This is a genomic window from Micromonospora sp. NPDC001898 (assembly GCF_042891255.1).
GTDB lineage: Bacteria > Actinomycetota > Actinomycetes > Mycobacteriales > Micromonosporaceae > Micromonospora.
The window spans coordinates 302,643-320,473 of record NZ_JBIATC010000006.1; the positions used below are offsets into that span (position 1 = coordinate 302,643).

Below are 17,831 nucleotides of genomic sequence, written 5' to 3' on the forward strand. Positions count from 1 at the left end.
GTCGAAGTGGAGGGGCGGCCCCCGCCGGTCCGAGTCGGCGGAGGCCGCCCCGCCCGGCCGCCGCAGCCACGAACGGCGGTACGGCGGCAGGGCCGCGCCGGGGGAGTGGCGCGGGGGGTCTTCCGGCGGCAATGCGAGACCGGTACGAGAGGTGCCAACCGACCGCAGCAGCACCGCATCACCGACAGTGACGCTACCGATACCTCTCACCTCTGTCAACGCTTGCCTACCTATCAAATCTCGCTGGCACGCTGCCTGCTGCTTCCCTTCCAGTTGTTGCCGCTCTTTCACCTCGTGCTCGATACTGGGAGCGCCAACCGACTGCAAGGGGCCTCCACGTGCCGATTCCGCCGACCATGAATGAGTTGATCAAGGATCTGCTGAGGCGGATCGAGGTGCGCGAGTTCCAGCCCGGGTCACAGATACCGTCCACCCAAGAACTGGCTGATCACTACGACCTGTCGCTCTCGACGATTCACCGCGCGGTGGCGACGCTGCGGGAGCAGGGCGTGCTGGTCGGCCGCCCGGGTCGCGGTGTCTTCGTCGCGGAGTCCACCCGGCCCTGACCAGGCTGGTGGGCGGTCAACTGCCGCGCCGCCCGGGGTGCCGCGACTGCGCCAGCGGACTCCGTCAGGGCCAAGCCGTTCTTGCTCGCCATGAAATCACCCGAACCGAGGAGTGCCACGTGGAGCGGACCACTGTCCCGGCGGTCACGGCGACCGTTCCGTCCCCGGCCGTGACGGCCGGCGACGTCGGCCGTCCACTGTTCACCTTCTGCGACGACGCCACCGGCGAGCGGGTAGACCTGACCGCGTCCGAGTTGGGCGACTGGGCCGCCCGCGCCGCCGCCCTGCTGCGCGACGACTGCGGGCTGGGCGTCGGCGACCGGGCGGCCGTGCTGCTGCCGGCGCACTGGCAGACCGCCGCCGTGCTGCTGGGCGCCTGGTCGATCGGTGTGGCCGTGTCGGCCCGGTCCCGGGCGACCGCCGGGCTGCCGGTCCTCGACCAGGGTGCCGACGAGCCGCTGGACGCGGTCTTCGTGTCGTGGGCGCGGCTGGACGACTGGCTGGAGGACGTGCCCGAGGGGCGGCACCGGTTCGTGCTCGGCCTCGGTCATCCGCGCGCCGAGGTGCCCGAGGGCTGGCGGGACTGGCTCGCCGAGGTGAGCCGGCAGGACGCGGCCCCACCGGCCTACGCGGCGGTGCACCCGTCGTTCGCGGCCACCCCGGACGGCACGAGCTATCACGCGTGGGGCGAGATCGCCCGGCACATCGCCGACTCGCTGGGCCTGCGCCCCGGCGATCGGGTGCTGGTCGACACGCCCGACTACGAGGAGCCGGTGAAGTGGCTGCTCGCGCCGCTGGTCGCGGGCGCGTCCGTGGTGGTCTGCGCCAACCTCGACCCGGCCCGGCGGGACGCCCTGATCGCCGCCGAGGGGATCACCCGGGCGCTCTGAGCGCCGTTGGGCCGGCCGGAAACCCTTTGACTCCACCGGGCTCCGCGACGCCTACTTCTCTCGGCGAGCAGGACGAGGAAGGGATCCCGGTGGACCGGACGGATCTGGGCGTGGACGCCCTCACCTGGGCGGATGTCGGTGAGCAGCACCTCGCGGCGCTCACGGAGCTGGCCGGGGAATGCCTGGCCGTCGACGGCGGGCTGCCGCTGTTCGCCCGTCCCCCGTTGCTGCGGGCCCGGCTGTTGCAGACTCGTACCCTCGGTGCCTGGCACGATGGCCGCCTGGTCGCGGCCGTCGGCGTGGGCACCGGCCGGGAGCCGGCCACCAGCACCGGCCTGGTGCATCCGGGCTGGCGCGGGCGGGGTCTGGGCGGTCGGCTGCTGGACTGGGCGGGCGAGCAGGCCGGGGGCGCCGAGCTGCTGCTCACCACCGAGTCCTGGAGCCCCGGCGCGGACGCCCTGTTCGTGGCGCGCGGCTTCGAGCGGACCTTCGTCGAGTGGGTGCTGCGGCACGACCTCGCCGCCCTGCCGGACGTGCCGCCGCCCGACGGGGTGCGCACCGGGCCAGTGGTTCGGGAGGCCGGCCCCGAGCTGTTCGAGACGTACCGGGCGTCCTTCGCCGACCGGCCCGGATTCCGGGCGCCCGAGGCCGAGGAGTGGCTGGGCGAGCTGTGGGACGACGACGGGTACCGGCCGGACCTGTCGCTGATCGCCCGCGGTCCCGACGGCACCGCCGTCGGCTTCCTCAACGTCATCGACAACTGGGTCGACCAGGTGGGCGTGGTCCCCGGCTGGCGGCAGCGGCGGGTCGGGGCGCACCTGATGGCCGTCGCGCTGCGGTCGTTGGCTGGTGACGGTGCCGGGGAGGCGTGGCTCTGCGTCAACGACGACAACCCGGCCGCCGTGCTGTATCGGGGGCTCGGGTTCCGCGACGCCGGCCGCCGCGCCCGCTACCTGCGCCGCCGTCCCTGACACAGCCGGGCGGCGGCGGGCAAGCCGTGCCGACCACCATGTCGGCGATGTGCGGTGTCGGGGTGACCTCGAACCGCCATCTCGCCGACATGGCGGAAGCACGTCAGTCGAACGCGGCGGCGAACATGCCGGGCTGGTAGGAACCGCCCCGCTGGTGCACGATCACGGCCAGCCGGTTGGCGGCGTTGATCAGGGCGACCAGGGAGACCAGCGCGGCGATCTGGTCATCGTCGTAGTGCTTGCGTACCTGGGCCCAGGTCTCGTCGGACACGCCCTGGTGGGCGTCGGCGAGCCGGGTGCCCTCTTCGGCGAGCGCCAACGCGGCCTGCTCGGCCCCGGTGAAGACGGTGGACTCGCGCCAGGCGGCGACGAGGTTGAGCCGGACCGAGGTCTCACCGGCGGCTGCGGCCTCCTTGGTGTGCATGTCGATGCACCAGCCGCAGCCGTTGATCTGGCTGGCGCGCAGCGACACCAGCTCCTGCGTGGACTTCGGTAGCGGCGACTGATGGATCACCATGCCGGCGTTGGCGAACCGCTTGGCGAACCTCGTGGCGAGCTCGTTGTCGAACAGGTTGAATCGGGCGTCCATGGTGCCGTCCTTCACTCGTGGGGGTCGGTCGGACGAACACGAGATGCCGGCGTTCGGGTTCCTGTGACGGCGGGGGCGGGTGACGACTGCCACAGCCGGAGGTGTCACACGCCGGCGGGGTTCGGCGTCTGATGGGTGACGCAGTCGAGAGCGAACGGGAGTCACCCATGGTGGGCACACCGCAGACCGCAGCCGGCGGAGGCCGGGGCACCGAGCTGCCGGACCCGGCCACCGAGGCGTTCCTCGCCCACCGGAACCTGCTGTTCACCGTCGCGTACGAGATGCTCGGCTCGGCCGCCGACGCGGAGGACGTCCTGCAGGAGACGTGGTTGCGGTGGGCGGGCGTCGAACTCGGCACGGTGCGGGATCGGCGTGCCTACCTTGTCCGGATCACCACCCGCCAGGCACTCGCCCGGCTGCGTACGCTCGGCCGCCGCAAGGAGTCCTACGTCGGCCCCTGGCTGCCCGAGCCCCTGCTCACCGCGCCCGACGTGGCCGAGGACGTCGCGTTGGCCGACAGCGTCTCGATGGCGATGCTGCTGGTGCTGGAGACGCTCGCGCCGACCGAACGGGCGGTGTTCGTGCTGCGTGAGGTGTTCGACCTCGGGTACGACGAGATCGCCGAAGCCGTCGACAAGAGCCCGGCCACGGTCCGGCAGATCGCACACCGGGCCCGGGCACACGTCGCGGCGCGCCGGCCACGCCGGGTCGTTTCGGCGGTCGAGACCCGGAACGCGCTCGATGCGTTCCAGCGGGCGGTCGAAACCGGTGACCTGCAACGCCTGCTCGACATCCTCGCCCCGGATGTCGTCCTTCTCGGCGACGGTGGTGGAGTCAGGCAGGCCGTCCTGCGGCCCATCGTGGGGGCCGACAAGGTCGCCCGCCTGCTGGCCGGCGGGTGGAGCAGGGGCGCGCACCTCTCGTCGCTGCGGCCGGCGCAGGTCAACGGCAACCCGGCGCTGATTGTCCGACTCGCCGGGGAGCTCGACACCGTCCTGGCGGTGCGCGTCGACGACGGCCGCATCACCGGGCTCTACGCCGTACGCAATCCTGAGAAGCTGTCGCACATGGCGCGGGAAATTGTGCTGAGCCGCTGAGTCGGCGGTGAACCGGAAGATCGGCGCGGGTAGCAGGTGCACCGCGAAGTGTTTGCGACCGTGGTACCGCTGGTAGTACCATTGACCGCGTGCCGTCCATGGACAAGCTCGTTGCAGCGATGCGGTCCAACCAGCAGAACATCGCCTACAACGATCTTTACCGGGCATGCGAACACTACTTCGGGAAGCCACGACAAGCCGGCAGCTCTCACGCGGTGTTCAAGACGCCCTGGGCGGGCGACCCACGCGTGAACATCCAGAACGACAAAGGCAAGGCGAAGGCGTACCAGGTGCGGCAAGTGCTCAAGGCGATCGACAAGAAGGAGGCCATGTGATGCAGCCTGATCTCCGTCCCGAAATCACCCACTACACCTACCGGGTCACCTGGTCTGCCGAGGATCGCGAATTCGTCGCCACCTGTGCCGAGTTTCCCTCTCTCTCGTGGCTGGCTCCCTCCCAGATCGAGGCTCTGCAAGGGCTTGAGGATCTGCTGCGTGAGGTGATCGAGGACATGCAGGAGCAGGGCGAGCCGGTGCCGCAGCCGTTCGCCGAGCGCAGTTACTCGGGCAAGTTCAACCTCCGCGTCGGAGAGAGCCTGCACCGGGAACTCGCCGTCCAGGCCGCTGAGGACGGCATGAGCCTCAACCAGTACGTCCTGCGGAGGCTCCGAGCCGCCTGACCGGAGCGGGTCAGTCGACCGTCGGCAGCTTCGGGCCGAGGACGTCGTCGGCGTCGATGATCGTGTACGCGTACCCCTGCTCGGCGAGGAAGCGTTGCCGGTGGGCGGCGTACTCGGTGTCGATGGTGTCCCGGGAGACGACGGTGTAGAAGTGTGCCTGCCGGCGGTCGGCCTTCGGCCGGAGCACCCGGCCCAACCGCTGCGCCTCCTCCTGCCGCGACCCGAACGTCCCGGACACCTGGATGGCCACCGCCGCCTCGGGCAGGTCGATGGAGAAGTTGCCGACCTTCGAGATGACCAGCGTGCGGACCTCCCCGGACCGGAACGCGTCGAACAGCCGCTCCCGTTCCTTGTTGGTCGTCGACCCCTGGATGATCGGGGCGTCGAGGTACTCGCCGAGCTGGTGCAGCTGGTCGATGTACCCGCCGATCACCAGCACCTGGTCGCCCGCGTGCCGGTCGACCAGCGCCTTGACCACCGGTAGCTTGGTGCGGGCGGTCGCCGCCATCCGGTAGCGCTCCTCGGCCTCCGCCGTCGCGTACGACATCCGCTCCGCGTCAGTCAGCGTCACCCGTACCTCGGTGCACTCGGCCGGGGCGATCCAGCCCTGCGACTCGATGTCCTTCCACGGCGCGTCGTACCGCTTGGGGCCGATCAGGCTGAACACGTCACCCTCCCGGCCGTCCTCGCGTACCAGGGTGGCGGTCAGGCCGAGCCGGCGGCGGGCCTGGAGGTCGGCGGTGAACCGGAAGATCGGCGCGGGCAGCAGGTGCACCTCGTCGTAGACGACCAGGCCCCAGTCGCGGGCGGAGAACAGGTCCAGGTGGGTGAACGCGCCGCCGCGCCGCGAGGTGAGCACCTGGTACGTGGCGATGGTGACCGGGCGGATCTCCTTGCGCTCGCCCGAGTACTCGCCGATCTCCTCCTCGGTCAGCGAGGTGCGGGCGATCAGCTCCCGCTTCCACTGTCGGCCGGCGACGGTGTTGGTCACCAGGATCAGGGTGGTCGCCTTCGCCTCGGCCATCGCGGCGGCGCCCACGAGCGTCTTGCCCGCGCCGCAGGGCAGCACCACGACGCCCGACCCGCCGGCCCAGAACGCCTCCACGGCCTCCCGCTGGTACGACCGCAGCGTCCACGGCTTCCCGCCGTCCTTGCCGGCCTCGGCCAGATCGATCTGGTGGGCCTCGCCGTCGACGTACCCGGCCAGGTCCTCCGCCGGCCAGCCGAGCTTCAGCAGCGCCTGCTTGAGCCGGCCCCGCTCGGACGGGTGCACCGCGATCGTGTCGTCGTCGAGCTTCGCGCCGAGCATCCCGGCGAGTTTCTTGCTCTTGGCGACCTCGATCAGCACCATCCGGTCCAGCGCCCGCAGCACCAGCCCGTGCGCCGGGTCGTTGGCGAGTTGCAGCCGGCCGTACCGGTCCATCGTCTCGGCCACGTCGACCAGCAGCCCGTGCGGCACCGGGTAGCGGGAGTACTTGAGCAACGAGTCCACCACGCCCTCGGCGTCGTGGCCGGCGGCCCGCGCGTTCCACAGCCCCAGCGGGGTCAGCCGGTACGTGTGCACGTGCTCGGGGGAGCGCTCCAACTCGGCGAACGGCGCGATTGTCATCCGGCAGGCCTGGGCGTCGGGGTGGTCGATCTCCAGCAGCAGGGTCTTGTCCGACTGAACGATCAATGGTCCACCGCTCACGCCAGCGTCCTTTCCTTGCCTGGTCGCCGGCCGCCTCGCGGGTGTCCGGGTGACCCCGGGCCGACCATCCAGTCTTGCACGGAAGCGGATGAGGGCAGAAAATCGGACACCGGGGTGCAACCATTCCCGTACGCCCGGCGTCTAGCAGAGGGACGACCACCCTGGGAGGCCTCATGAGACAGGTTCCGCTCACCGCCAGGGTCGTCGCCTTGGCCGTGGTCACGCTGGTCGGCGTCGGTTCGTGCACGCCCGATCGGCAGGCCGACCCGGGTGGCCGTGGAGGAGGGCTCGCCCAGGCCGGCTCAGCCGAGCAGGGAACGGGGGCGGGCGGTTCGTCCGGCCCCGACCAGCGGACCCGGCCGAAACCCACCCCGACGAAGGCGAAACCGAAACCCAGGCCCAAGCCGACGCCGACCCGGACGGCTGCCCCCGAGCGGGCCGTGCCGACCGTGCCGACCCGGGCCGCCGGCTGCCCGCAGGGCGAGCATCAGCGCGAGGTGGAGACGTACCTGGCGAAGCTGGGCGGGTTCGGGCGGGTGACTGTGGACGGCCGCCAGTCCGCCGCCGACTGCGCCGCGATCAAGAAGTTCCAGCAGCGGTACGACATCCGCCCGGCCGCCGGCCGCGCCGGCCCCACCACGTACGACGTGGCGAAGCGGCTGGCCACCACCGACACCCGCCGGTGCAAGGCCGGGTCGTCCGGCACCACCTTCTGCATCGACCTCACCCGGCAGACCACCTGGGCGGTGCGCGGCGGGAAGGTCGTCTGGGGCCCGACGGTGACCCGGACCGGCATGCCGGGGTATGCCACCCCCGCCGGCACCTACAAGATCAATTACCGGAACATCAAGGAGTGGTCCGACCCGTACGAGGTGTGGCTGCCGTACTGGCAGCACTTCACCCAGGGGATGGGCTACCACCAGACCACCACCTACCTGCACGAGAAGTCGATCGGCTCGCACGGCTGCGTGAACCTGCTCCCCGCCGACGCCCGCCGGGCGTGGGAGCTGGGCAAGGTCGGCAGCCGGGTGATCCTCTTCGGCCGCCGACCCGGCACCTGACCGGCCGGCCCGCGATCCGCCCGGCACCCGATCCGCCCGGCACCCGATCAGCCCCGGCTCCGAGGAGGCGGCGATGAGCGTCGACCACGAGGTGACCGCCGAGGACGAGCCCGTGCCCGGCATCGCGGCGGTCACCACAGCCACCGTGGTCGGCTACGGGCTCGCCGCCGCCGTCCTCGTCGCCTGGTTCCTGTACGGCTGGCTGGTCCAGCAGCAGGGCTTCGTCGCCTCGGTCGGCGAGTCCGCCGGGGCGGGGTTCGCCCTGCTGCTGGCCGTCTCCGTGGTGGGCACCGTGCGGCGCAGCCGCCGCTGACCGGGGACGGGGCCCCGGCCGGGCGCCGGCGCGCGCGCCAGCTCTCCAGGGCCGCCGCGGTGATCCGGCACGCCGGTCAGCTCTCCAGGACCGCCGCGGTGATCCGGTGCAGCGCGAAGGTGTGCAGCATCTCCGTCCGCTCGTCCTCGGCCCGCAGATAGCCCGCCCCGATCGACACCGGCCGGAGCAGCCGGGACGCGGTCGCCCCGTGCGTGTCGACGTACCCCACCCAGACCAGCGCCTTGTCCCGGACCGCCTGCTGGAGCACGGCGAGCGCGTCGCTGTGGCCGTGCGCCGGCGCCGGGCCCGAGCCGGCCGTACTGCCACGCACCACCGCCGGGGCCCGCCGGGCCGCCCGCGCCGCAGCCTCGCCCCGGCGGATCTGCTCCACCACCCCGAGCAGCCGCGGCATGGCCAGTTTCGGGGACGCCAGCGGGTCGAGCGTCCGACCGACCGGCGCCCGTCCGGGGGCCCGCCGGGTCTTCGGCCGGGCCAGCACCGCCGCGCCGGAGCCGTCCTCCGGCACCGGGGCGTACCCGGCGTCGCGCAACGCCATCAGCATCCGGTTGACCTGGTACGGGGTGGACAGCACCGTCGGGGCCAGCCGGCGGAACGCCAGCGACTCCAGCCGCCGGTCGGCCAGCACCTCGGCGAGCAGTGCCTCGTCGTCGCTGCGCACGTACCCGCCGGCGGAGCCGACCCGCAGCCCGCCGTGCTTGCGGGCCACGTCGTCCACCAGGTAGGTCAGCCCCTGCGGGATCGGGGTGCGGGAGCGGCGACGGAACAGGGCGTGCAGGTCGTCGGCCGAGTACCCGGCGTCCAGGGCCCGGCGCACGCTCGCCGGGGTAACCCGGTGCACGCTCGCCCCGCCCGCCGACTCGTGCTCGGCCACCACCTCCAGCTCCCCGGCCAGCGCCGGGTCGGGCGGGCCGGGCACCACCACGGTCAGGTCGGCCTGCACCAGGAAGTGGTCGACCGGGGAGGGGAGCAGGGCGTCCAGCGCCCGCACGGCAGTGGACGCGGCCCCGCTCTCCGCGTCCGTGTGCAGCCCGAGCGGGTCGTCCGACCCCCGCTCGTCGGCGTCTGTCAGGTCGGCCAGCAGCAGCCGCCCGTACGAGGTGAGCGCCCCCAGCCCGGTCACCCCGAGCCGCGCCGCCTCCGCCAGCACCTCCCGGTACGCGGCCTCCCGGCCCCGGCTGCGTCGGGGCGCCCGCCAGTCGAGCAGCCCCAGCACCTCCTCCGGCGTCGGGGCGGTGGCCGGCTCCAGGTCGGCCAGCACCGACAGCACGGCCCGGCGGGCGGCGGGCGCACCGGCCCGTTCCGCCTCGGCCGACAACACGGAGATCGGCCGGTCCCGGTCGTCCCGCTGCCCGGCCAGGCCGGCCTGCCGGGTCATCACCAGCCACGCCCGGGCCAACTGCACCCAGCGCCGGGCCAGCGACATGGCCCGCCACACCTCGTACCCGCCGGTGGGCATGACCTGCTGGTCCGCGCCGTACCGGGCGGTGGCGGCACCGGTCAGCTCCAGCTCGCCGGCCAGCCCGGCCGCGTACGCCACCTCCAGCAGCAGGGCGGCGGTCGCTTCGTCCACGCCGAGGGTCTTGGCCAGCCGGCGCAGGTCACGCACCCCGACCCCGCCCGAGCGCAGCACCGGCGCCGGCTCGGCGGACAGCAGTTCCAGCAGCGCCTCGGTGTTCCGTACCACCTCCATGGTCTGCCCGGCCCCGGCCGAGTCGACGGCCTTCGCCTCGCGCGGCGCGGCGGCCACCGGCGGCGGGCTGGTGCGCAGCGGGCCGAGTGGGCCGCTGTCCCGGCGCAGCAGCAGGCCGACCTCCCGGGGCAGCTCCACGGTGCCGGCGGAGACCAGCACGAGCAGCCGGTTGTCCACCAGCCAGCGCACCGGCGAGCCGGTCGGCGCGCCGCCGTTCGTCGGGTCCGGTGGGACGCTGTCCTCGGCGCCGAGCGGTGGGGCCTGGAGCGCGCCCGGGGGCACGCTGCCCACCGGCGGCCCGGCGGCCAGCCGGTCCAGGATCGCCCGGGCCGACGGCGGCGCGGCCAGCAGCGTGCGGCGCAGCTTCGCCGGGTCCGCGCAGAGGGCGGCCACGTGCGGGTCCAGCCCCGTCGCAGGCCGGCCCAGCCCCGCCGGGTACGGCGAGACCTCGTCCACGCCGCCCACCACGCGTAGCGCGTGCTCGGGGCCGTACAGCAGGAAGAGCGCACGCAGCTTGTTCACCGCGCCACGGATGGTGGCGGGGGCCGGTGCGCGGGGGCCGGCGGTGGCCATGGCCAGCACCGCCTCCATGGCGGTGGTGCCGTCGTCCGGGCCCCGGGTAAGCCGGGCAGCGTCGAGGATCTGGAGGGTGAACTGGTCCAGCCCGTCCAGGGCCCGGGCCACCGAGACCCGTGACTGGGCCCGGATCGCGAGCGCGGACACGTCGGCCGGCACGGGCACGACGAGGTCCGGCCGCAACTGGAGCAGGGCGGCCAGGGCCTCGTCGGGCAGCGTCCGTAGGTGGTCGGCGAGTGAGGTGGTCATCGTCGTTCCACGCTAGCCCGCTTCGGGGCCCGCGCGCCCCCCTGACGTCCGGCTCGGCCGGTGATAGGCGGGTACGTTCTCGGAATGCCCTCGCTGACGGTCGGTTTCGACCTCGACATGACCCTGGTCGACTCGCGTCCCGGCATCGCTGCGGCGTTCCGGGCGCTCACCGCGCGCACCGGCGTACCCGTGGACGCCGACGCGGCGGTGTCCCGGCTCGGCCCACCGCTGCGTGTGGAGATCGCCCGCTGGTTCCCGCCCGAGCGGGTCGAGTCGGCCGTCGAGGCGTACCGGGAGCTCTACCCGGCGTACGCGATCACCCCGACCCTGCCGATGCCCGGCGCGATCGCGGCCATCGAGGCCGTGCACGCCCACGGCGGCCGGGCGCTGGTGGTCACTGCCAAGATCGGCCGGCTGGCCCGGCTGCACCTGGACCACCTGGGGCTGGTCGTGGACGAGTTGGCCGGTGACCTGTTCGCCGAGGAGAAGGCGACGGCGTTGCGCGAGCACGGCGCGACCCTGTACGTCGGTGACCACGTGGCCGACATGGCGGCCGCAGGGGCAGCCGGGGTCCCGGGGATCGCGGTGGCCACCGGCCCCTGTTCGGCCGAGGAGCTGCGTTCCGCCGGGGCCCACCTCGTGCTGGACGATCTCACCGGATTCCCAGCGGCGCTCGACCACATGATCCGGCTAGCCTTGAAGCAGTAGACGTCTCAAGCGAAGCAGGGGTTCTCAGGTGCCGACGGGTCGAGTGAAGTGGTATGACGCGGCCAAGGGTTACGGATTCGTCACCAGCGACGAGGGCGGCGACGTGTTCCTGCCCAAGGGCGCGCTACCGGCGGGCGTCACCGACCTCACGGGTGGTCAACGGGTCGACTTCAGCGTGGTGGACAGCCGCCGGGGCGCCCAGGCGATGGGGGTCAAGCTGCTCGACGCCCCACCATCGATGGCGGAGCTGCGCCGCCGGCCGGCGGAGGAGCTGCACGGCCTCGTCGAGGACATGATCAAGGTGCTGGAGGCGAAGGTCCAGCCGGACCTGCGGCGGGGCCGCTTCCCGGACCGGAAGGCAGCGCAGAAGATCGCTCAGCTCGTCCACGCGGTGGCGAGCGAGCTGGAGGTCTGAGGGCCAGAGGTCGGAGGTACGAGTCCGGCGTCGGTGGCCCGGCCCAGCAGCGCCTTCACGGCGGCGAACCCCGCGTTCCCCAGGTCCGCGGTGAACTCGTTGACGTAGAGGGCGATGTGCCGGTCCACCACGTCGGGCTCCATCTCCTGGGCGTGCGCGAGCACGTACTCCCGGCTGGCCTCCGGGTCGGCCCACGCCTGGCGGACCGACTCGCGGATCCACCCGGCCGCCTCGACCGGGTCGACCGCGCCCTTGCGCGCCAGGATCGCGCCGAGCGGGATCGGCAGTCCGGTGTCGCCCTCCCACCACTCGCCGAGGTCGACCAGGGCGGTCAGCCCGTGCCGGTGGTACGTGAACCGCGCCTCGTGGATCACCAGCCCAGCGTCGTACCGCCCGGCCGCCACCCCCGGCATGATCTCGTGGAACGGGACGACCTCGATGCGCGCGGGGGGCCGGTCGGCCGACCAGAGCCGGAACAGCAGGTACGCCGTGGTCCGGTCCCCGGGCACCGCGACCGTCGCGCCGGTCAGGTCGGTACGGTCCGGCCGGTCGGTTTGACCGCTCGGGTCGGTTTGACCGCTCGGGTCGGTTTGACCGCTCGGGTCGGCCTGACTGCCCCGGGTCAGCACCAGCGGGCCGCAGCCCCGGCCGAGCGCGCCGCCGCAGGGCAGCAGGTGGTAGTCGTCCAGCAGCCAGGGCAGCGCCGCGTAGCTCACCTTCACCAGGTCGAACGCTCCCCGCTCGGCGGCGGTGTTGGTCACGTCCACGTCGGCGTACGTCACCTCGACCGGCGGGGCGCCCGGCACTCGGCCGTGCACCAGGGCGTCGAAGACGAACGTGTCGTTGGGGCAGGGCGAGATCGCCAGGGAGAGCGCCACGCCCCCCACCGTATCCCCGCCCCTCCCACCGTATCCCCGCCCCTCCCACCGTATCCCCGCCCCTCCCGCCGTGCCCCGGCCAGCCCCACCCGCTGTGACCCGCCCCTGCCCGCTGCGCCTCGCCCCGGCCGGGCGCGGGCGGTGAGGGTGTGGGCGCCGAGCGGTGCGGGGGTGGGTGTGGGCGCAGGCGGTGCGGGGCGGATGTGGGCGGCGAGCGGTGGGTGGCGCGTCGGCCGGTGGTGGGCACGACGCGTCAGCTGCGTCCGGGGCGTGGCGCACGGGCTTCGGGGTTGCCTTCCGCCGCCTTTGGAGCTGCCCGCATGAACGGGGCAATCCGGAGTTCACTGATCTCTCGGCCGAGAAACAACCGGAGGGCTCTCCTCCGCCCTTCCTCGGCCGCCGGCCGTCCGACGTCCGACGTCCGACGTCCGCCCAGTCTGCCGTCGCTCCGCCGTTCTGCGCCGCTCCGCCGTTCTGCGCCGTTCTGCGCCGTTCTGCCGTTCTGCCGTTCTTCCGTTCTGCCGTTCCCCGTTCTGCCGTTCTGCGTCAGTCCGCCGTTCTGCGCCGGTCCGCCGCCTTGTGTAGGACGGCCGTAACGGTATGGGGGACATGGCGGTCGGCCGGTGCCGACCAGTGGGCGCATGAACGGGGCAGCTCCAAAGGGACCGGATGGAGACCCGTCTTCCACCGCCGAGGGCTGTTGTCCACAGGTCTGTCCACAGGTTTCGGTTGGATGTTGATGGTTCGCCAGCCGCCGCCGACCATCGATGCGTGGAGAATTCAACAGGTACCGCCGGGCGGGACTGCAAGCCGACTGAGATCGACGATCAGGCGGTCGACGTCGCGGCCGTGCTTCGGGCCCTGCGCCGACAGGCCGACCTGAGCCAGCGCGAGCTGTCGGCCAGGGCCGGCGTGCCGAAGAGCACTGTCGCCCGGATCGAGTCGGGGGGCGCGGCCGATCCGAGGCTGCGCACCGTGGAGCGTCTGGTGCGGGCGGCGGGAGGCCGGCTGCTGGTCGGACGGCCCGGGGACGGGCCCGGGGACCGGCCGCCCGAGGTGCTGGCGGTGCCGGGGGTGCCGCACGACGGGATGCGGGACGAGGCGGGGCGGCGGTACCCGGCGCACCTGGACGTCTGGGAGGTGCACGACCCGAAGGACTGGCCGGGCGCGTGGTGGGCGGAGTGGTACAAGCTGCCCCCGGAGCGGTTCCCGCGACCGGTGCCGGCTGCGACGTACGAACTGAGTCGCCGCTACCGGGACCAGCGCCGGTGGGCCGACCGGATCCGCCGTGAAGTGGCGGTGCGCCGGGTCACCGACGAGGGCCTGCCCTCGACGTGCTGGCGGTTCGTGGCGGAGCTGCCCGACGGCCGGGTGCTCGGCGAGCTGCGGGCCCACGAGCGCAGCCCTCGCCTGCTGTACGGCGACCTGATCGACGCCGGGGAGCGGGAGATCGTGCTGGACGGCGTCCTGGTGACCGGGGCGTGTCGCCGGCTCGGCATCGGGCGGCGGCTGGTGGAGGCGCTCACCGTGGAGATGGACCGAACGGGGCTCCGTGTGGCGCACGCCGTTGCCGACTTCGGTGGCGTCGATCTGTTGCTGACCTGCGGGTACCGGTTGGAGGCGAGCCGGCCCTACGCGCTTCGCCTCGACCGCTCACCGCCCCGGTGGGCGTGCTGACGGCCCGGCCCTGGTTCAGGCCAGTGCGGCGGTGGCCGCCGTGAGGGCGGCGAACGCCTCGCGCAGTCGCCAGGAGGCCCGGTCGCGCGGGCCGATCGGGTTGGAGACGGTGCGCAGCTCGGCGAACGGCAGGCCGGCCTGGGCGGCGGCGACCGCCACCCCGTACCCCTCCATGGCCTCGGCCACCGCGTCCGGATGTCGGTCGGCCAGGGCCTCGGTGCCGGCGGAGGTGCCGGTCACCGTGCTGACGGTGAGCACCGCGCCCACGGTCGCCCACGGCAGAGCGGCGCGCAGCGCGGCGAGCAGTTCCGGGTCGGCGGGCACGACGCTGCCGCCGCCGAGCAACTCGGACGGCATGCCCAGCTCGTCCACCGGGATGAAGCCCTCCGGTGACTCGGCGCCGAGGTCCGCCGCGATGCTGCGGGTGGCGAGCACCGTGCCGCCGACCGCCACCCGGCCGACGAAGCCGCCGGCGATCCCCGCGCTGATCACGGCCCGGTACGGGCGGCCGGCGGCCTCGGCGAGCGCGAGCAGCCGGGCGGTGGCGGCCCCGGCGACAGCCGGTCCCACCCCGACCGGCACGACGGTGACTGCGGGGTCTGGCGGCGGTGGCCCCGGGCCTGCCCCTGTCCCCGGGCCCGTTCCCGATGAACCTGGGCGGTGCGGCGTGGGGGCCGGGAGGCCGGCGCGGACCGCCTCGGCCTCGGCCGGCACCGCGGTCACCACGAGCAGCCCTCCGGAGGTGGTCCGCGCGGCGGTGGGGCCGGTCACGATACCGGGTCCCGGGGCTCGCGGCGGGTCTCGTCGTCGGCCCCGCCCGGGCCGCCGGAGCCGGAGCCGGAGGCGGCGGAGGAGGGCCGGTAGATGTGGTACCCGGGCGGGGCGAGGGCCGGATCGTCGGCCGGATCGGCGGCGGGGCCCCGGACCGGGTCGGACGCGGACCGGTCGGGTGAGGGCGGGCCGGGTGGGGCCGGGGCGGGGGAGATCGGGGCGACGTCCGCCGCCGTGTCGTCGGCGTCGGGCGGTGCTGCGGTGGCCTCCTCGGTCAGCTCGTCGTCGCCGAGCGGGCGGCCGATCAGCCGCTCGTCGCGGAGCTTCCCGGCGACGTACACGCCCCGGGCGGCGGCGAGCACGCCGACCCCGGCGGCGACGGCGATGCCGAGCCGTCCGTCGAGCGGGACCAGGCCGAGGCCGCCGCCGGCCACGAAGGCCAGCATCAGCGCCGTCTCGGAGTGGGCGAACGAGCTGGCCCGCAGCCGCTCCGGGATGCGTTCCTGGATGGAGGCGTCGACCGACAGTTTCGCCACCCCGCTGGCCAGCGCGGCGACCAGGCAGAGCAGCGCCACCATCGGCAGCGAGAACTGGATGGTGGCCAGGACGGCCGTGCCGGCCACGATGATCATGCTGCTGGACTGGATCGCGGCGGGCCGGTGAATGCGCAGCCGGGTGCCGACCGCCGTGGCCAGGAAGGTGCCCACGGCCAGCGCCCCGCCGACCAGGCCGAGCGCCACCTCCGGGCTCAGGTCCCGGCCGAAGAAGTCGGTCGTCAGGTCGCCCTTCCTCAGCGCGAACGCGAGGAAGAGCAGCAGGAAGCCGTACACCGCGCGGGGTAGGGCCGCACCGACCAGGGTGGCGATGACGAGCCGGCCGGCCGGTCGACCGCGCCCCAGCGGACGGTCCCCGGCGGCCCGCCGGCCGAGCGACCGCAGGGGGCTGGGGACCCGCTCGGGTGGCTCCGAGTCCGCCCGGGGCGGCAGCCGCAGCGCGATCACCATGCCGACCAGGAAGATCACCGAGGCGACCCGGAGCGACCACTGCGGGCCGAACCAGAACGCGGCCAGCCCGATCGGGGCGACCAGCCCGCCGGCGATGGTGCCGTAGACGCTGGCCCGCGCGCCCACCTGGGACAGCCCGAGCCCTTCCGGCAGCAGCCGGGGCACCGCCGCAGAGCGGGCCACCCCGTACGCCCGGGAGAGCGCGAGCACCCCGAAGGCCGCCGGGTAGAGGCCGAAGCCGCCCATGTGGTCGGAGATCATCCAGGCGAGGAAGGCCCGGCCGAGCATGGTGGCGGCGAGCGCGTACCGCCGGCCGTGCCGGAAGTGGTCCAGCAGCGGGCCGACCACCGGCGCGAGCATGGCGAACGGCACCATCGTGACCAGCAGGTACAGCGCCACCTTGCTGCGCGCCTCGCCGAGCGGCACCTCGAAGAAGATCGTGCCGGCGAGCCCGATCGCGATCAGGGTGTCCCCCGCACAGGAGACCGCGTGCAGGTCGAACAGGCGCACCATGCCGACCTCGCCGCCGGCGCCCCTGGTCCGGGCCGAGCCGGCCCGGCGGGTCATCCAGCGCCCGCCCCGCGCGGATCCGCGCAGCAGCAGGCGGAGGGCGCGGATGCCGGTGCCGACGGTCCGCCCGAGTAGGGACCGCTCGGAGCGGGAGAACAACGGCATGTGCACCATCCTCGCCCATCCGCCCCGCCCCCGCGCGACCACCATCGGAGAACACGCTCCGGGGAGTGCCTGTCGGTCGTCGCCGCGCATGGGGGACAATGGTTGAGTGACCAGGCCCGTCTCCGCCCGCGCCGCCCGCCTCGACCAGGTCTGCGCTGCCGCCGTCGAGGTGGCCCGCGACGCAATCACCGAGGTGGAGCCCTCCGACGTCGTCGGTGACCACCTCCAGTCCGTTGCCGAGGCCGACCGGCTCGTCACCCACTACTTCGAGTGCCTGCTGTCCGGTTATCGGGGTTGGCGGTGGGCGGTAACGGTGACCCGGGTGCCGCGCAGCCGGAACGTCACCATCTGCGAGACGGTCCTGTTGCCCGGCCCGGACGCGTTGCTCGCCCCCGGCTGGCTGCCCTGGCAGGAGCGGCTCAAGCCGGGCGACCTCGGCCCCGGCGACCTGCTGCCCACCTCGCCGGACGACGAGCGGCTCGCCCCCGGGTACGTGCTCTCCGACGACCCCGCCGTCGAGGAGACCGCCTGGGAGCTCGGCTTCGGCCGGCCCCGGGTGCTCTCCCGGGAGGGCCGCGCCGAGACCGCCCAGCGCTGGTACGAGGGCGACCATGGGCCCGCCGCGTCGATCTCCGCGGCCGCCCCGGCGGCGGCCCGTTGCGGCACCTGCGGCTTCTACCTGCCGCTGGCCGGCTCGCTGCGGCAGTCCTTCGGCGCGTGTGGCAACTTCTACGCCCCCGACGACGGCCGGGTGGTCAGCGCCGACCACGGCTGCGGCGCACACTCGGAGACCCTCACCGAGACCCCCGACACCCCGGTCGACGAACTGCCCACCGTGTACGACGACAGCGCGGTCGAGGCGATGTCGGTGAGCGAGCCGGTGTCGGTGAGCTGGGCCCCGGGCTCGGTGGCGGCGGAGCCGGCCGAGCCGTACGGCCCCTGACCGGGCGGCGTCAGCGGCCGGCGTCAGCCGGCCGGACGGTCTGAGCCGCGGCGCGGCGGCGACGCCGGTTGGCGTCGTGGCGCATCATCACCGCCAGACCGGGAAAGCCCCACAGGAATCCGGCCAGGCACGTCCAGAGCCAGTCTTGACGGCCATGCTCGGTGAGCCAGGTCCGGAAGAAGATCAGCAGCACCAGACCGACCACCGCCCAGACCGCCAGCCCGGCGACCGCGAACGGCACCATCGGCGGGTCGAGCGGCTCGGGCCGCGGCGGTTGCACCTGTCGCACGGGGGCAAGCGTACGCGACCAACTTTTGCAGGTGGCCGGTGATCTGCGACGATGCGCGCGACAGACGGAAGATCACCTG

19 protein-coding genes are annotated in these 17,831 nt (G+C 73.7%); 12 read left to right on the forward strand and 7 right to left on the reverse strand.

Translation table 11 applies throughout. From position 1 onward, the window contains the following. The first annotated feature begins 338 nt into the window (after positions 1-338). The 3 genes from ACFYZF_RS16880 (at position 339) to ACFYZF_RS16890 (ending at position 2,427) form a co-directional block, all read left to right on the forward strand. Complete coding sequence (locus ACFYZF_RS16880; protein WP_387021172.1) at positions 339-566, forward strand: winged helix-turn-helix domain-containing protein; 228 nt, start codon at positions 339-341, stop codon at positions 564-566. A gap of 119 nt (positions 567-685) precedes the next feature. After that, positions 686-1,456, forward strand: a complete 771-nt coding sequence (locus ACFYZF_RS16885) for a TIGR03089 family protein (protein WP_387021175.1) — start codon at positions 686-688, stop codon at positions 1,454-1,456. Between the two features lie 89 nt (positions 1,457-1,545). After that, entirely contained in the window at positions 1,546-2,427 is an 882-nt protein-coding gene (locus ACFYZF_RS16890) for a GNAT family N-acetyltransferase (RefSeq protein WP_387021178.1), read from the forward strand. Between the two features lie 103 nt (positions 2,428-2,530). Here the strand turns inward: ACFYZF_RS16890 and ACFYZF_RS16895 are convergent, their stop codons facing one another. Further along, positions 2,531-3,016 (reverse strand): carboxymuconolactone decarboxylase family protein, encoded by a 486-nt coding sequence (locus ACFYZF_RS16895; RefSeq protein ID WP_387021181.1) that lies wholly within the window; start codon positions 3,014-3,016, stop codon positions 2,531-2,533. A gap of 215 nt (positions 3,017-3,231) precedes the next feature. Between ACFYZF_RS16895 and ACFYZF_RS16900 the strand changes: the two genes are divergently transcribed. From ACFYZF_RS16900 to ACFYZF_RS16910, 3 genes are all read left to right on the forward strand, one after another. Further along, a complete protein-coding gene (locus ACFYZF_RS16900) occupies positions 3,232-4,113 on the forward strand; it encodes an RNA polymerase sigma-70 factor (protein ID WP_387021581.1) in 882 nt (293 codons plus the stop codon). Positions 4,114-4,211: 98 nt separating this feature from the next. Next, entirely contained in the window at positions 4,212-4,448 is a 237-nt protein-coding gene (locus ACFYZF_RS16905) for a toxin HicA (RefSeq protein ID WP_387021583.1), read from the forward strand. Further along, positions 4,448-4,792, forward strand: a complete 345-nt coding sequence (locus tag ACFYZF_RS16910) for a type II toxin-antitoxin system HicB family antitoxin (RefSeq protein ID WP_387021184.1) — start codon at positions 4,448-4,450, stop codon at positions 4,790-4,792. The genes ACFYZF_RS16905 and ACFYZF_RS16910 overlap by 1 nt, the downstream gene beginning before the upstream one ends. 10 nt (positions 4,793-4,802) lie before the next feature. Here ACFYZF_RS16910 and ACFYZF_RS16915 read toward each other — a convergent pair whose 3' ends face one another. Further along, positions 4,803-6,482 (reverse strand): DNA repair helicase XPB, encoded by a 1,680-nt coding sequence (locus ACFYZF_RS16915; RefSeq protein ID WP_387021185.1) that lies wholly within the window; start codon positions 6,480-6,482, stop codon positions 4,803-4,805. A gap of 173 nt (positions 6,483-6,655) precedes the next feature. On the opposite strand from ACFYZF_RS16915, the gene ACFYZF_RS16920 reads away from it, so the two are divergent. Then, positions 6,656-7,543, forward strand: a complete 888-nt coding sequence (locus tag ACFYZF_RS16920) for a L,D-transpeptidase family protein (RefSeq protein WP_387021188.1) — start codon at positions 6,656-6,658, stop codon at positions 7,541-7,543. A gap of 73 nt (positions 7,544-7,616) precedes the next feature. Continuing rightward, on the forward strand, positions 7,617-7,856 hold the full coding sequence (locus ACFYZF_RS16925; RefSeq protein WP_387021191.1) for a hypothetical protein: 240 nt from the start codon (positions 7,617-7,619) through the stop codon (positions 7,854-7,856). 76 nt (positions 7,857-7,932) lie between these two features. Here the strand turns inward: ACFYZF_RS16925 and ACFYZF_RS16930 are convergent, their stop codons facing one another. Next, a complete protein-coding gene (locus ACFYZF_RS16930) occupies positions 7,933-10,392 on the reverse strand; it encodes a helicase-associated domain-containing protein (protein ID WP_387021193.1) in 2,460 nt (819 codons plus the stop codon). Between the two features lie 84 nt (positions 10,393-10,476). Here ACFYZF_RS16930 and ACFYZF_RS16935 point away from each other — a divergent pair, with 84 nt between their 5' ends. Beyond that, complete coding sequence (locus ACFYZF_RS16935) at positions 10,477-11,100, forward strand: HAD family hydrolase (RefSeq protein ID WP_387021196.1); 624 nt, start codon at positions 10,477-10,479, stop codon at positions 11,098-11,100. A gap of 28 nt (positions 11,101-11,128) precedes the next feature. Beyond that, on the forward strand, positions 11,129-11,515 hold the full coding sequence (locus ACFYZF_RS16940; RefSeq protein WP_387021198.1) for a cold-shock protein: 387 nt from the start codon (positions 11,129-11,131) through the stop codon (positions 11,513-11,515). Here ACFYZF_RS16940 and ACFYZF_RS16945 read toward each other — a convergent pair. Then, entirely contained in the window at positions 11,476-12,393 is a 918-nt protein-coding gene (locus ACFYZF_RS16945) for a 1,4-dihydroxy-6-naphthoate synthase (protein ID WP_387021201.1), read from the reverse strand. The two genes, ACFYZF_RS16940 and ACFYZF_RS16945, sit on opposite strands and share 40 nt — an antisense overlap. 771 nt (positions 12,394-13,164) lie before the next feature. On the opposite strand from ACFYZF_RS16945, the gene ACFYZF_RS16950 reads away from it, so the two are divergent. Then, positions 13,165-14,070, forward strand: a complete 906-nt coding sequence (locus tag ACFYZF_RS16950) for a GNAT family N-acetyltransferase (protein WP_387021204.1) — start codon at positions 13,165-13,167, stop codon at positions 14,068-14,070. A gap of 15 nt (positions 14,071-14,085) precedes the next feature. On the opposite strand, the gene ACFYZF_RS16955 is transcribed toward ACFYZF_RS16950, so the two are convergent. Both ACFYZF_RS16955 and ACFYZF_RS16960 read right to left on the reverse strand, forming a co-directional pair. Next, positions 14,086-14,841, reverse strand: coding sequence for a futalosine hydrolase (locus tag ACFYZF_RS16955; RefSeq protein ID WP_387021206.1), 756 nt, complete (start codon positions 14,839-14,841; stop codon positions 14,086-14,088). Further along, entirely contained in the window at positions 14,838-16,520 is a 1,683-nt protein-coding gene (locus ACFYZF_RS16960) for an MFS transporter (RefSeq protein ID WP_387021209.1), read from the reverse strand. The genes ACFYZF_RS16955 and ACFYZF_RS16960 overlap by 4 nt, the downstream gene beginning before the upstream one ends. Before the next feature lie 106 nt (positions 16,521-16,626). On the opposite strand from ACFYZF_RS16960, the gene ACFYZF_RS16965 reads away from it, so the two are divergent. Continuing rightward, on the forward strand, positions 16,627-17,463 hold the full coding sequence (locus tag ACFYZF_RS16965; protein ID WP_387021212.1) for a DUF3027 domain-containing protein: 837 nt from the start codon (positions 16,627-16,629) through the stop codon (positions 17,461-17,463). Between the two features lie 10 nt (positions 17,464-17,473). Here ACFYZF_RS16965 and ACFYZF_RS16970 read toward each other — a convergent pair whose 3' ends face one another. Next, positions 17,474-17,752, reverse strand: a complete 279-nt coding sequence (locus tag ACFYZF_RS16970; RefSeq protein WP_387021214.1) for a DUF2530 domain-containing protein — start codon at positions 17,750-17,752, stop codon at positions 17,474-17,476. Positions 17,753-17,831 lie beyond the last annotated feature (79 nt).

Bases quoted from the DNA above. Each gene is read 5' to 3' on its own strand.
- ACFYZF_RS16910 (WP_387021184.1), top strand. From the start codon at position 4,448: ATGCAGCCTGATCTCCGTCCCGAAATCACCCACTACACCTACCGGGTC.
- ACFYZF_RS16920 (WP_387021188.1), top strand. From the start codon at position 6,656: ATGAGACAGGTTCCGCTCACCGCCAGGGTCGTCGCCTTGGCCGTGGTC.
- ACFYZF_RS16930 (WP_387021193.1), bottom strand. From the start codon at position 10,392: ATGACCACCTCACTCGCCGACCACCTACGGACGCTGCCCGACGAGGCC.
- ACFYZF_RS16905 (WP_387021583.1), top strand. From the start codon at position 4,212: ATGGACAAGCTCGTTGCAGCGATGCGGTCCAACCAGCAGAACATCGCC.
- ACFYZF_RS16935 (WP_387021196.1), top strand. From the start codon at position 10,477: ATGCCCTCGCTGACGGTCGGTTTCGACCTCGACATGACCCTGGTCGAC.
- ACFYZF_RS16925 (WP_387021191.1), top strand. From the start codon at position 7,617: ATGAGCGTCGACCACGAGGTGACCGCCGAGGACGAGCCCGTGCCCGGC.
- ACFYZF_RS16895 (WP_387021181.1), bottom strand. From the start codon at position 3,016: ATGGACGCCCGATTCAACCTGTTCGACAACGAGCTCGCCACGAGGTTC.
- ACFYZF_RS16960 (WP_387021209.1), bottom strand. From the start codon at position 16,520: ATGCCGTTGTTCTCCCGCTCCGAGCGGTCCCTACTCGGGCGGACCGTC.